14 protein-coding genes are annotated in these 12,392 nt (G+C 72.6%); 6 read left to right on the top strand and 8 right to left on the bottom strand.

All coding sequences use genetic code 11. The annotated features are described in order from the left end of the window. Positions 1-433 precede the first annotated feature (433 nt). The 6 genes from ACWIX3_RS16135 to ACWIX3_RS16160 form a co-directional block, all read right to left on the bottom strand. Positions 434-1,114, bottom strand: coding sequence for a DUF899 domain-containing protein (locus ACWIX3_RS16135; protein ID WP_448608355.1), 681 nt, complete (start codon positions 1,112-1,114; stop codon positions 434-436). Positions 1,115-1,256: 142 nt separating this feature from the next. After that, on the bottom strand, positions 1,257-1,625 hold the full coding sequence (locus tag ACWIX3_RS16140) for an ArsR/SmtB family transcription factor (protein WP_448608356.1): 369 nt from the start codon (positions 1,623-1,625) through the stop codon (positions 1,257-1,259). Continuing rightward, positions 1,615-2,046: an SRPBCC domain-containing protein gene (locus ACWIX3_RS16145; protein ID WP_448608357.1), complete on the bottom strand. Its 432-nt coding sequence runs from the start codon at positions 2,044-2,046 to the stop codon at positions 1,615-1,617. Before ACWIX3_RS16145 ends, ACWIX3_RS16140 begins: the two co-directional genes overlap by 11 nt. Positions 2,047-2,630: 584 nt before the next feature. Then, the gene (locus ACWIX3_RS16150; protein ID WP_448608358.1) at positions 2,631-2,885 is read right to left on the bottom strand and encodes a hypothetical protein; all 255 of its coding nucleotides are present in this window, start codon (positions 2,883-2,885) and stop codon (positions 2,631-2,633) included. 119 nt (positions 2,886-3,004) lie between these two features. Then, positions 3,005-3,685 carry a GntR family transcriptional regulator gene (locus ACWIX3_RS16155; RefSeq protein ID WP_448608359.1) on the bottom strand — a complete coding sequence of 227 codons (681 nt, stop codon included), beginning with the start codon at positions 3,683-3,685 and terminating at the stop codon, positions 3,005-3,007. 54 nt (positions 3,686-3,739) lie between these two features. Beyond that, positions 3,740-3,937, bottom strand: coding sequence for a hypothetical protein (locus ACWIX3_RS16160; RefSeq protein ID WP_448608360.1), 198 nt, complete (start codon positions 3,935-3,937; stop codon positions 3,740-3,742). A 327-nt stretch (positions 3,938-4,264) separates the two neighbouring features. Between ACWIX3_RS16160 and ACWIX3_RS16165 the strand changes: the two genes are divergently transcribed. The 6 genes from ACWIX3_RS16165 (at position 4,265) to ACWIX3_RS16190 (ending at position 10,538) form a co-directional block, all read left to right on the top strand. Further along, entirely contained in the window at positions 4,265-5,401 is a 1,137-nt protein-coding gene (locus ACWIX3_RS16165) for an amidohydrolase family protein (protein ID WP_448608361.1), read from the top strand. Next, positions 5,398-5,922, top strand: a complete 525-nt coding sequence (gene uraD, locus ACWIX3_RS16170) for a 2-oxo-4-hydroxy-4-carboxy-5-ureidoimidazoline decarboxylase (protein ID WP_448608362.1) — start codon at positions 5,398-5,400, stop codon at positions 5,920-5,922. Before ACWIX3_RS16165 ends, uraD begins: the two co-directional genes overlap by 4 nt. Beyond that, positions 5,919-6,251, top strand: coding sequence for a hydroxyisourate hydrolase (gene uraH, locus ACWIX3_RS16175; protein WP_448608363.1), 333 nt, complete (start codon positions 5,919-5,921; stop codon positions 6,249-6,251). The genes uraD and uraH overlap by 4 nt, the downstream gene beginning before the upstream one ends. A gap of 16 nt (positions 6,252-6,267) precedes the next feature. Next, complete coding sequence (gene pucL / locus ACWIX3_RS16180; protein ID WP_448608364.1) at positions 6,268-7,146, top strand: factor-independent urate hydroxylase; 879 nt, start codon at positions 6,268-6,270, stop codon at positions 7,144-7,146. 33 nt (positions 7,147-7,179) lie between these two features. Further along, positions 7,180-8,667, top strand: coding sequence for a nucleobase:cation symporter-2 family protein (locus ACWIX3_RS16185; protein ID WP_448608365.1), 1,488 nt, complete (start codon positions 7,180-7,182; stop codon positions 8,665-8,667). 158 nt (positions 8,668-8,825) lie between these two features. Beyond that, complete coding sequence (locus ACWIX3_RS16190) at positions 8,826-10,538, top strand: NAD-dependent malic enzyme (protein WP_448608366.1); 1,713 nt, start codon at positions 8,826-8,828, stop codon at positions 10,536-10,538. 154 nt (positions 10,539-10,692) lie between these two features. On the opposite strand, the gene ACWIX3_RS16195 is transcribed toward ACWIX3_RS16190, so the two are convergent. Beyond that, positions 10,693-10,842: a hypothetical protein gene (locus ACWIX3_RS16195; RefSeq protein WP_448608367.1), complete on the bottom strand. Its 150-nt coding sequence runs from the start codon at positions 10,840-10,842 to the stop codon at positions 10,693-10,695. 68 nt (positions 10,843-10,910) lie between these two features. Beyond that, on the bottom strand, positions 10,911-12,383 hold the full coding sequence (locus tag ACWIX3_RS16200; RefSeq protein ID WP_448608368.1) for an MFS transporter: 1,473 nt from the start codon (positions 12,381-12,383) through the stop codon (positions 10,911-10,913). Between the last annotated feature and the right edge of the window lie 9 nt (positions 12,384-12,392).

Raw genomic sequence — 12,392 nt, forward strand, 5'->3', positions numbered from 1 at the left:
CCCTCATCAGGGGACCCTTGTGGCTCCGTGCCCGGACGCTACGCCGCCCACGGGGGTCGTGCGTGCCTGTCGCGCGCCGTTGTGGGGGCTCGGTCGTCGGTGGGTCCGCCGGGGGGACGCCGGACCGCCACCGTCTGCGGAGGCGGGCGGCTCTCCGGGGAGCTCCCACGCGGGCTCCGGGCCGGGGACGCCGGGACCGCTGAGCCGCACTGTCGTCGACCGCGGGGCTCCGGGCGTCGTCCCGAGGGGCGACACGGCGCATCCGCACACGCCTGCGACCGCGTGGCTGCCGGGACGACCGAACGCCCCACCGGGGTGGCCGGGTGCGCGGTTCCGATGCCGGTGTCCGGGAATGCGCCGTCGATGATCGGAGCCGCCCGTAGGCGCGGACCGAGGCACCTCCGCTCGCCGTCGTTCCGGCGATCCGGGCCGGTCAACCGGCCGCGGGCTCCTCGTACTCGTCGTGCCAGTTCCACCACTCGTACGGCGGGGTCCGGGGATAGCCGTCGGGCGAGTCCTCCCATTCCTCCTGACGTCCGAGCGCGGTCATGTCGAGGTAGCTCCAGGTGCTGCCCAAGGCCTCGTCGCCGCGGTTGTTGATGAAGTAGGTGCGGAACACGTTGCCGTCGTCATCACGGATGAACGCGTTCGTGCCGTGCCACTCGTCCACACCGAAGTCGGTGTCGAAGTGGTCGGTCATGGTGTACCAGGGCATCGTCCAGCCCATCCGCGTCCTCATCCGGTCGATGTCCGGCTGTGGCGCCCGGGAGACGAAGGCCAGAGTGGTGTCGCGGGCGTTCAGATGGGCGAGGTGGGCAACCTGGTCGGCCACCAGGGAGCAGCCGCGACAGGCATGGTCGGGCCAGCCGAACACGCCGGGTTCGAAGAAGGCGCGGTAGACGACCAGCTGGCGGCGACCCTCGAAGAGGTCGAGCAGGCTGGCCCGGCCGTTCGGCCCGTCGAACAGGTATGCCTCGTCCACCCGCTGCCACGGCATGCGGCGACGTTCCGCCGCCATCGCGTCACGGGCACGGGTCAGTTCCTTCTCCTTCACCAGGAGCCGCTGACGCGCGGCTTCCCACTCCTGCGGTGACACGGTCGGGGGTGTCTTCATGGCGAGATCTCCACCTCGGGATCCGGATGCGAGCTCATGGACGGGATCAGGGGACGTCGATGTGGTGGGCCTCCCGTGCTGCGGAGTCCGGCCGGATGTCGCGGACGGTCCGCCGGTCCGCCACCGGCCGGCAGGTGCCACTTCACGGGTCGCGGTCCCCGGGTCGGGCGGTGTCGGGGGGGCGCCGGCCGAGGTGGTCCTGCAACGCGTCGAGCCGGCCGTCCCAGTCGCGGGCCAGGGCGGCCAGGAACTGCTGCGCCAGTTGCATGGGGGCGGAGCGGAGCCGGTAGCGCACCCGGCGTCGCTCACCGGGCTCGGCCGTGACCAGGCCGGCCTCGGACAGCAGCGCCAGGTGCTTGGCGATGGCCTGCCGGGTGATCGGTAGCCGCCCGGCCAGGTCGGTGGCCGTGGCCGGACCGTCGGAGGCCAGGGCGGCCAGGATGCCGCGTCGGGTCGGGTCGGCGAGGGCGGTGAAGACCTGCTCCGCGATGGCCTCGATGTCAGGCGGCATCGAGGTGGTCGACCAGCTCGCCGAGCTCACGCGCCCAGCCCCGCGTGTTGCCGTCGTACGCCGTGCGGTGGGCGTCCTCCGGCAACTGCGCGAAGCCGCTCTCGACCACGGTCAGCCGTGTGCCCGTGTCGGTCGGTTCGAGCGTGAACTCCACGTACGTGCGGCGTGGGTCGTCGTCGGGCAGGCCGTAGACGTGCCAGGTGAACCCGAAGACCCGCGGCTCCTCGACGCGCTCGACGCGCAGGTCGGCCGTGGAGCCCTCCTTCCACTCGAGCTGGGCCGCACCGCCGGGGCGCAGGTCGATCGACGCCCGGTCGCCGAACCACGCGCCCAGGCCCTCGGCCGTGGTGAGCGCGTGCCAGACGGCGGCCGGCGGTCGAGCGATCTCGACGGTCCGCTCGATGCGGTCGGGAAATGCCATGAGAGCCTCGCTTAAGTAGCAACCCAGTAGTTGCGATATCATGGCAACCCATCAGTTGCGTCAACGGAGCCGCCGGCGGCGTCGCGTGTCGCGGGGGAGCGGCTCATGGGGGAGGGGCCACCTCCCGTCGAGCGGAGGGGTGGTGGAGCTGGGGGCGGCGTCCTTGCGGACGCCGACGTGCGGGTTGATCCTCCCTTCGTCCGTCGGCGGCCGGTCGACGTCCAGTCCGTCGGAGGACCGCGCGATGGTCTGCCGGCCCGAGGTTGCCGTCCTGCTCGGCGGGCACGGCGCACCGACCAGCCGTGTCCGCGGGGACGCCGGCCTGTCCGATCCCGCCGAGAGCGACGCTCAGCGACCCGGGACGGCTGACCACGGCCGCGCAGGAGACGACGCGCCGCCGGGCAGGTGCCCCGCCGCCCCGGACGAGATCAGTCGCGATCCCGGACCGCGAGGACTCGGCGCTCCATCGCGGCCGGCGGGACCCGGGCGCGGCTGTCTCCGGCGGCGGATCGCGGTGCTGCGGTCTGCGGGTGGCCTTCCCGGGACTTGCCCCCTGCCGTGGCGGGCGGCTCGGTGCAGGGGAGCTACCGGACCAGGCGCAGCGCCGGCGCCGCGGGGGCGGGACCGGGGGCCGCTGCCGCTCCTCCGGGGAGGATGGCGAGCGCCGGACGGGCGCCGTCCGGACGTCGTCCACCGAGCGCGTCCCGGAGGGACGCGTTCGCGTAGCCGGCGGGCAGCCGGTGGCACTCGTCGTGGGCGTGCGGCGGCGTCGCCGGAGCGGTGGGGTGCTGCGCCAGGTGGACGTAGACGATGCCGTCCGCGGGGTCGTACGTCCTCATCTCGTCCTCGCCTCCTCCCGGACCCGCCGGTGCGGTTGCCGCGGTCTGCGACGGCGACGCCGGCGGTGCGATCCGGACAGGTACAGCGTGGCCGGTGGGTACGACGGAAAGCCGTGCCGTCACGGCCGCCCGGCGGGCGTCTCGGACGCGGGACACGTGCCGAGCAGGGCTCCGGCGAGGAGGTGCTGCCGGTGCAGCGCGGCTGCGTCGACCAGCTGCTGCTGATCGCCGGCGAGGAAGGCATCGAGCATGACCTGGTGCTCGGCCTGCAGGGCCTCCTGCCCCGTCTCGTCGAGTCTGTTCGCTGCTCGGTAGGTCTCGGTGGCGTCCCACAGGCCGTCGAGCAGACGGAGGAGACGCGGCATGCGGCAGGGCGCGAGGACGACTGCGTGGAAGCGCCGGCCGTTGTCGCTGAAGGCGTTGAGCTGCCTCCGGTGGAGCGCCTCCTCGGCCGCCGCGCAGGCCTCCCGGGCCGCCGCGCGGTCGGCGTCCGTGGCGTGTGGCACCGCCCGCCGCAGGGCCTCGTCCTCGAGCAGGGCGCGGAGGTAGTAGATCTCCTCGAGCTCCTCAGCGGTGAGGCTCGGGACGGCGAAGCCCACGTGGGGACGATGCGTCACCAGCCCCTCTCCCTCGAGGATCATGAGCGCCTCGCGGACCGGGATCCGGCTGACCCCCAGAGCTCCTGCGACCGCGTCGACCCGGATCACGGTTCCCGGCGGCAGCTCTCCGTCGTTGATCCGACGCCGCAGCTCCTGGAGGACCGCCTCCTGCATGGTCTGCGGTCGGGACGTGGTCGCCACCTGCCACCTCGCTCTGCTGGCGTACGTGGCAGAGAGTGTGCCTCCTCCGGGCCGTCATCGATGCCCCGAACTCGCCTGGCGCTCCGACAAAGGCAGCTCGGTGAACACGATGGAGCAGTCGACCGCGTATTCGAGGGTGTGGGTGACCATCACGTCTCCCGGGGAGTAGAGCCGGTCGGAGCAGGGAAAATGGTCGCAGCTGCCGTGGCCGGAGAGTTCCGCGAGTCGGGTCGTCGTCAATGCGAACGGCACCCCCATGAGAGTGGAACGGACCGTAGGCACTGCTGAGCGGCGTGGTCAAGCGATCCGTCGGCACGAACCCGGGGATCGCGGAAGATATATCGGATATGCGACGCGAGCCCCGATCGCCAATCCCTCCGAGGCCGGGTATTTCGTATATCTCCGGCCGACTGTTGACTGGATCACAGCGCCACTCCTAGCGTTCCCCGGCATCGGGCGTCCACCGAGCGCCCGGCGGAGCGCAGTCGAGATGTCGGCACACGCCCGCGCCGTCGCGGGTCGCCCGGCCGGCCCCACCACCTCCACCACCCACCTCTCCACTCCGCAACGGGAGGCCTCGTGACCCGGTACGACACGGTCCTGCGCGCTGGGCGTCTCGTGACGTCGGGGCGCCAGCAGGCCGGGTGGGTCGGAGTCACCGACGGGCGCATCGCCGCGGTGGAGCCGCTGGAGGCGGGCCTGGCGGGACGGCGGGTCGTCGAGCTCGGAGATGACGTGGTCCTGCTGCCCGGCCTGGTCGACGCCCACGTGCACGTGGACGAACCCGGCCGCACCCAGTGGGAGGGGTTCGCGTCGGCGACGCGGGCGGCTGCCGCCGGTGGCGTCACCACGATCCTGGACATGCCGCTCAACAGCATCCCGCCGACGGTGGACGTGGCCGCGCTGGAGGTGGAGCGCAAGAGCGCCCTGGGGCAGTGCTTCGTCGACGTCGGCTTCCGGGGTGGCGCCGTCCCCGGGAACCTCGGGGACCTGACCGCGCTGCACGCCGGGGGCGTCTTCGGCTTCACGTGCTTTCTCGTGCACTCCGGAGTCGACGAGTTCCCGCCGCTGCGCCCGGAGGACCTCGAGGACTACCTGCGGGTCCTGCGGACCGTCGACGGGCTGCTCCTCGTCCACGCCGAGGACGGCGACGCGATCGAGCAGGCCCCCAGCGTGCACAGCGACGACTACGGCGACTTCCTGTCCTCCCGGCCGCGGGGGGCGGAGGACCGGGCCATCCGCCGGGTCATCGACGCCGCACGGGCCACGGGCGCGCGGACGCACATCCTGCACCACTCCAGCACCGACGCCCTTCCGCTCATCGCCGCGGCGCGCCGCGACGGCGTCCGGATCACCGCCGAGACCTGCTCCGGGGACTGGACGGAGCTGCTGCCCAGGACCCGACTGCAGCCCGACACCCGCCACCTGTTCCGGCTCCCCGACGTCGGCGAGGTCGACACCGTCCGGCTCGACGTCTTCCCCGACGGGGGGATGGCCCGGGTGCGGCTGCACGGCGCCCTCGGCGACCGGAGATGGGCCCAGCTGGGGCTGCGCTGGTTCAACAGCCTGCCGAGCACCCAGGCCCGGCAGGTGCTGGGCCAGGAGTGCGGTCCGGACGGCGGGGCGGTCGACGACGTGCTGGCGGGCCGGCCGGTTCCCGACCCCAGCGTGCTCCCCGGCGCCGTCCGCTCGTTGCTGACGGGAGGTGCCCGGTGAGCGGGTCGGTGAACGCGGTGCCGGCCGGCCTCGGGACGCTGAACGCGCTGCCCGCCGACCGGGCCGAGGAGCAGCTGGCCGCCTGCTGCGCGGCCCCTGCCTGGATCGTCCGCATGGTCGCCGGCCGACCCCATGCCGACGTCGACGAGCTCCTGACCGCCAGCGACCGCGCGATCCGGGAACTCGGACCCGACGACCTGGCCGAGGCGCTGGCGGCGCACCCCCGCATCGGGCAGCGGGTGGCCGGCTCGTCCACCGAGGCCGCCTGGTCCCGGCAGGAGCAGTCCGGGATGGACGACGCCGGCACCGAGGTCCGCACCGCGTTGCGCGAGGGCAACCTCGCCTACGAGGAGCGCTTCGACCAGGTCTTCCTGATCCGCGCGGCCGGCCGCTCTCCCGCGGAGGTGCTCAGCGAGGTCCGCCGCCGGCTGGGCAACGACCCCGAGACCGAACGGCGCGAGGTCGCCGAGCAGTTGCGGCAGATCACCCGCCTCCGGCTGGAGAGGTCGCTGCAGTCATGAGCTCCCTGTCGACGCACGTCCTCGACGCCGTCTCCGGACAGCCCGCCGCGGGGGTGCGGGTGTCCCTGGAACGCCGGACGGGGGAGGACTGGCAGCCGCTCGGGAACGGTGTCACCGACGCCGACGGCCGGCTGCGCGACCTCACCCCCGACGGCCTCGGCGCCGGGATCCACCGCCTGGCCTTCGCCACGGGCGACTACTTCGCGGCGACCGGCCGGACCGGCTTCTACCCCGAGGTGACGGTGGCCTTCACCGTCACCGACGACCGGCACTACCACGTCCCCCTGCTGCTCAGCCCGTACGCGTTCTCCACCTACCGAGGTTCTTAGAACAGGAGTGATCCACATGGCAGTCGTGCTCGGCCACAACCAGTACGGCAAGGCGGAGAACCGGGTGGTCCGAGTCTTCCGCGACAGCGACCCCCACGAGATCGTCGACTACAACGTCAGCGTCGCGCTGTGGGGCGGGCAGGACGCCCCGCACCTCACCGGCGACAACTCCCCGGTGCTGCCGACCGACACGCAGAAGAACACCGTCTACGCGTTCGCGAAGGAGGACGACGTCGTCGCCCAGCCGGAGTCGTTCGGCATCCGGCTGGCCCGCCACTTCGTCGACAGCACCGAGCCGATCACCCACGCGCGGGTGCGTCTCGAGATGTACCCCTGGACCCGGCTGGGCAACCCGCACGCCTTCACCCGCGACGGCCGCTACGTCCGCACCGCGACGATCACCTACGACGGCTCCACCACCTGGGTGGTCTCCGGGGTCGAGGACCTGTGGATCCTCAAGACGACCGACTCCGAGTTCGCGGACTTCCTGGAGGACCGGTTCACGACGCTGGCCCCCACGCACGACCGCCTCATGGCCACGTCGATGCGCGCCCAGTGGCTGCACACCAGCGAGGACGTCGACTGGGGCAAGTCCCACGACCGGGTGGTGCAGACGCTGCTGGAGACCTACGGCAACCACTACAGCCTGGCGCACCAGCAGACCCTCTACGACGCCGGCGCGGCCGTGATCGACGACCAGCCGGAGATCGGCGAGGTCCGCATCACCGCCCCGAACAAGCACCACTTCGTCTACGACCTCGCACGCTTCGGCATCGAGAACGCGGGCGAGGTCTTCCACGCCGACGACCGTCCCTACGGGCTCCAGGAGCTCACGGTCCGCCGCGACGACGCCCCCGCCCCCGGCCTGGCCTTCGATCCCGGCCAGGGCTGGTGACCACACCGACCCGCTGAGCGAGGAGACCGTTCGATGGCCAAGTGGAACAAGAGGGGCCGCACCGGTGCCGGCACGACCGGCGTGCACCCGGTCGACCAGGTGCTCCCGCCAGGGCCGATGGTGGCCTACGGCCTGCAGCACGTGCTGAGCATGTACGCAGGCGTGGTCGCGGTGCCGATCATCGTGGGGACGGCGCTCGAGCTGACCCCCGCGCAGACCACCTACCTGATCAGCGCCGGGCTGTTCATCTCCGGCCTGGCCACGCTCCTGCAGACCCTCGGTGTCTGGCGGATCGGCGCGCGACTGCCGATCGTGCAGGGGACGTCGTTCGCGGCCGTCTCCACCATGATCGCCATTGGGGCGCCGCTGGGTGGCGAAGCGGGGCTGCGCGCCATCTTCGGGGCGCTCATCGTCGCCGGCGCCATCGCCTTCCTGATCTCGCCGTTCTTCACCAGGCTGCTCCGGTTCTTCCCGCCGGTGGTGACCGGCACCGTGATCACCGTCATCGGGATCTCCCTGCTCCCGGTGGCCATGCGGTGGGCGCTCGGGGCCGCGACCAGCCCCGAGTTCGGGTCGATGCGCAACATCGGGCTGGCAGCGGCGACCCTGGTGATCATCATCCTGATCTACCGCTTCCTGGGCGGCTTCTTCAACCGCGTGGCCATCCTGTTCGGGCTCGTCCTCGGCACGCTGGTGGCCATCCCGTTCGGCGCGACGGACTTCGGCCGTCTCGGGGACGCCGCCCCCTTCCAGCTGACGGAGCCCTTCCACTTCGGCACGCCGACCTTCGCCGTCGGGGCGATCGTCTCGATGCTCGTCGTGATGCTGGTGATCATGACCGAGACGACGGCCGACATCCTGGCCATCGGGGAGGTCGTGGACAAGCGGCTCACCCGCCGCGACGTGACCGGCGGGCTGCAGGCCGACATGCTCTCCACCACCGTCGCCGGCGTCTTCAACGGCTTCTCGGTCAGCGCGTTCGCCCAGAACGTCGGCCTGGTCGCCGTCACGGGGATCAAGAGCCGGTTCGTCGTCGCGGTGAGCGGCGTCATCCTCTTCCTGCTCGGCCTCTTCCCGGTCCTCGGGGCGATCGTGGCGATCGTGCCGCTGCCCGTCCTCGGGGGCGCCGGACTGGTGCTGTTCGGCACGGTCGCCGCCAGCGGCATCCGCACGCTGAGCAAGGTGGAGTACGACGGCAACGCCAACCTGGTCATCGTCGCGGCCGCCCTGGCGATGGGCGTCATCCCCATCGCCATCCCGGAGTTCTACGAGCCCTTCCCGAGCTGGTTCGAGGTCATCTTCGACTCCGGCATCAGCGCCGCCGCGATCACCGCCATCCTGCTCAACCTGCTGTTCAACGTGCGGCGCGGGCAGCCCGAGGAGGCGCCGATCTTCGCGGAGGCGCCGGCGATCGGCACCACCTTCGAAGGGGACACCGAGGGGATCGTCGTCGAGCACACCGACACCGACCACCCGACCCCGACCAGGCCGACGCGCCGGGCCTCGGACAGCCACCACTGACCGGAGGGACGGCGGAGCGGGCTCGTCCGGGCCCGTTCCGTCGTCCCCGGCCCGTCTCCCACCGCCGTCCGACGGGTCGGGACCGTCCCGCCCTGCCAAGCTTCGTGTCCGAACCCCCTGACAGCCCCCGGCCGAGCTCCACCCCCGAGGAGGACCGCATGTACGAACGGCCTTACGAGCTGGTCGGTACGCCGGACAGCCTGACCGCGCGCATCCGCGCCCGGGGCAACGACGTGCTGCGCAACCCGATGCTCAACCGCGGCACGGCCTTCACCAGGGCCGAGCGGGAGGCACTGGGCCTGGAGGGCCTGCTCCCCAGCGCGGTGTCGTCGATGGACGGGCAGGTGCGCCGCACGGAGCAGCAGTACCAGGGCCAGCCCGACCCCCTCGCCAAGCACGTGTACCTGGCCAGCCTCCGCGACCGGAACGAGGTCCTCTTCTACCGGCTGCTCAGCGAGCACCTGGAGGAGATGCTGCCGATCGTCTACACGCCGACCATCGGCGACGTCATCGAACGCTTCAGCCACGACTACAACCGCCCGCGCGGGGTCTTCCTGTCCATCGACGAGCCGGACGCCATCGAGGGGGCCCTGCGCGCCTACGGCCTGGGGCCGGACGACTGCGACCTCATCGTCGCCACCGACTCCGAGGGGATCCTGGGCATCGGGGACCAGGGCGTCGGAGGTGTCCAGATCTCCATCGGCAAGCTGACCGTCTACACGGCGGCCGGAGGGATCCACCCCCGGCGGGTCATCCCCGTCGTCCTCGACGTCGGCACCGACAACCTGCGACTGCTCAACGACGAGATGTACCTCGGGAACCGGCACTCCCGGGTGCGCGGCCAGCGCTACGACGACTTCATCGACGCCTTCGTGACCGCGAGCACCAAGCTGTTCCCCAACGCCCTGCTGCACTGGGAGGACTTCGGGGCGAGCAACGCCCGGCGGATCCTCGAGCGGTACGACGAGACCTGCTGCACCTTCAACGACGACATGCAGGGCACGGCGGCGGTCGTGCTGGCGGCGGTCTTCGCCGCGTTGGGCTCCACCGGCGCGCGGCTGCGCGACCAGCGGGTGGTCGTCTACGGCGCCGGGACGGCGGGGATCGGGATCGCCGACATGCTCCGCGACGCCATGGTGCGCGAGGGGCTGTCCCGCGAGGAGGCCGTGCAGCGGTTCTGGGCACTGGGGAGCCGCGGGCTCCTGACCGAGGAACGCGCCGCCGAGCTGCGCGACTTCCAGGTGCCGTACGCCCGCCCGACCGGCGAGACGGCCGGCTGGGCCGGACCGAGCGGGTCCATCGGGCTCGCCGAGGTCGTGGCCCGGGCGCAGCCGACCATCCTGATCGGCACCTCGACCCAGCCGGGGGCCTTCAGCGAGCCGATCGTGCGGACGATGGCGGCCTCCGCCGAGCGACCGGTCATCCTGCCGCTGTCCAACCCCACCTCCCTGTGCGAGGCGCTGCCCGAGGACCTTGTGGCCTGGACCGACGGCCGTGCCCTCGTGGCGACCGGAAGCCCGTTCCCGCCGGTGCACCGGGACGGGAAGGAGCACGTCATCGCGCAGGCGAACAACGCCCTGATCTTCCCCGGTCTGGGGCTGGGGGTCTCGGTGGTCAAGGCGCGGCGGGTGAGCACCGGCATGCTGACCGCGGCTGCTGCCGCGGTCGCCGGGCTCTCCGACGCGGGTACCACCGGGTCGGCGCTCCTCCCTCCGGTGGACGACCTGCGGCTGGTGTCCGCGGCGGTCGGCATCGCCGTGGCCGAGGCCGCGGTGGCGGAGGGGCTGGCCCAGGTCGAGCTGCACGACCCCGTCCAGCAGGTGCACGCCGCGATGTGGCGGCCGGAGTACCCGCGGGTCGAGGCGATCTGACCGGCCGGCCACCGATCCGGCGACCAGCGGCCACGCACCCCGCACCCGCTCGGCCGGCGCTCGACACCGCCCGGGAACGAGCCGGCCGACCGCAGGGCCCCGAGACGCACGTCGGGCCCGGTCGTCCGACCGAGCCCGACGTGGTCGAGCCGGCTCATCCCCCGTGCACCCGGTCGAGGAGGTCGCGGGGGTACCGGTGGGGCAGGAGGACGACCCGCGCGTCGGGCGGACCCGCCTCGCGGTAGGAGGTGTCGATGCCGTGGACGTCGATCCGTCGGTGGCGAACAGGTGCCAGCGAGCTCATGGGAGGCCCCTCCCGGAGGCGGCCGGTGGGAGGTGTGGCGCCGCGGGCCCGTGGGATCTCGTGACCGGTCACCGCGGAGCGGAGCAGAGGTCGGACCCCGTCCCGTCGACGACGGTCACCGGGTTCGCGCCGGCCCGCCGGCGACGGAGGCCGCTCGCCACGAGTGCGGCGCCGAGGACCGCGGCGACCAGGGGCACCACGAGGGCGGACCGCAGCGCCTCGAGCTCCGTGGCGTCGGCCCGGGCCAGCGCGTGGACGGCGCTCACCGCGGACACCCCGAGCGCGGTGCCGAACTGGATGGCGGTGTAGAGCAGGCCGCTGGCCAGCCCGTGCTCGGCGGGTGCGACCCCCTCGGTCGCGGCCATCGTGAGCGGCCCGTAGGCCAGCGAGAAGGCGAGGCCGACCAGGAGGAAGGCCGGCAGCATCGTCAGGTAGGTCCAGTCCACCCCGAGGGGCAGGAAGAGGACGTACGCCGCGGCTGCCAGGACGAACCCGGCAAGCAGCACCGGCGGAAGCCCGTACCTGTCGACCAGCCGGGGTGTCAGGGTGGGGGACAGGATGGCGTCGATGCCGATGACCAGCATCGCCAGCCCGGTCATCAGCGGACTCCAGCCACGCAGCTCCTGCAGGTACAGCGTGACGAGGAACTGGAAACCGGCGAACGCGCCGAGGAACAGCAGTGCGCTGAGGTCGGTCCGCACCAGGGTCGCCGAGCGCAGGATCCCGAGCCGGACCAGGGGTGTGCGGGCGCGTCGCTCGACGGCGACGAACACCGCCAGCAGGGCCAGTCCCAGGGCGAACGGCACGAGGGGTTGCGCCCAACCGTCGGCCACGTGCTCCACGCGAACCACGCCGTAGGCCAACAGCAGCATCGCCGTCGTGATGGACAGCGCGCCGGCGAGATCGGCCTGGCCGCGCGTGCTCCCGCGACGGGACGAGCGCGCTCCGGAGGTGTCGCCGCCCTCGCGGAGCAGCGGGACGGCGGCCAGCAGGATCGTCCCGGAGAGGAGGACCGGCGCGAGGAAGACCCAGCGCCAGCCCACCGACGTCAGCAGGCCGCCGATGACGAGGCCGAGGGTGAAGCCGGCGGCCGCCGTCCCGGCGTAGAGGCCGAGGGCTCTGGTCCGCGCCGGTCCCTCGGGGAATCGCTCCGTGACCAGCGCCAGTCCGGCGGGCGTCATGAACGCAGCTGCCACGCCGGTGACGAACCGCGCCAGGAGCAGCACCCAGCCCTCGGTGGCCAGTCCGCCCAGCCCGGAGAAGGCCAGGAAGACGGTGAGCCAGACCAGGAACACGCGGCGGTGGCCCAGCAGGTCCGCGGCGCGCCCGCCCAGCAGCAGGAAGCCGCCGTAGCCGAGGACGTAGGCGCTGACGACGGCGCTGAGTGCGGGTGTGGACAGCCCCAGGTCGGCGCGGATGGCGGGGAGCGCGACGTTGAGCATCGCGACGTCGATGCCCTCGAGGAAGATGGCGCCGCAGATGACGAGCAGGACGCCCCGGTCCCGGGTGGTGATCGGCTGGTCCCGTGCCGTGCCGGTCATGCGGTCCTC

The sequence above is a fragment of the Geodermatophilus sp. URMC 60 genome (genome assembly GCF_053502585.1).

Coding starts and splice junctions, on each gene's coding strand:
- uraH (WP_448608363.1), top strand. CDS start 5,919: ATGAGCTCCCTGTCGACGCACGTCCTCGACGCCGTCTCCGGACAGCCC.
- ACWIX3_RS16150 (WP_448608358.1), bottom strand. CDS start 2,885: ATGAGGACGTACGACCCCGCGGACGGCATCGTCTACGTCCACCTGGCG.
- ACWIX3_RS16190 (WP_448608366.1), top strand. CDS start 8,826: ATGTACGAACGGCCTTACGAGCTGGTCGGTACGCCGGACAGCCTGACC.
- ACWIX3_RS16140 (WP_448608356.1), bottom strand. CDS start 1,625: ATGCCGCCTGACATCGAGGCCATCGCGGAGCAGGTCTTCACCGCCCTC.
- ACWIX3_RS16185 (WP_448608365.1), top strand. CDS start 7,180: ATGGCCAAGTGGAACAAGAGGGGCCGCACCGGTGCCGGCACGACCGGC.
- pucL (WP_448608364.1), top strand. CDS start 6,268: ATGGCAGTCGTGCTCGGCCACAACCAGTACGGCAAGGCGGAGAACCGG.
- ACWIX3_RS16195 (WP_448608367.1), bottom strand. CDS start 10,842: ATGAGCTCGCTGGCACCTGTTCGCCACCGACGGATCGACGTCCACGGC.
- ACWIX3_RS16145 (WP_448608357.1), bottom strand. CDS start 2,046: ATGGCATTTCCCGACCGCATCGAGCGGACCGTCGAGATCGCTCGACCG.
- ACWIX3_RS16135 (WP_448608355.1), bottom strand. CDS start 1,114: ATGAAGACACCCCCGACCGTGTCACCGCAGGAGTGGGAAGCCGCGCGT.
- ACWIX3_RS16200 (WP_448608368.1), bottom strand. CDS start 12,383: ATGACCGGCACGGCACGGGACCAGCCGATCACCACCCGGGACCGGGGC.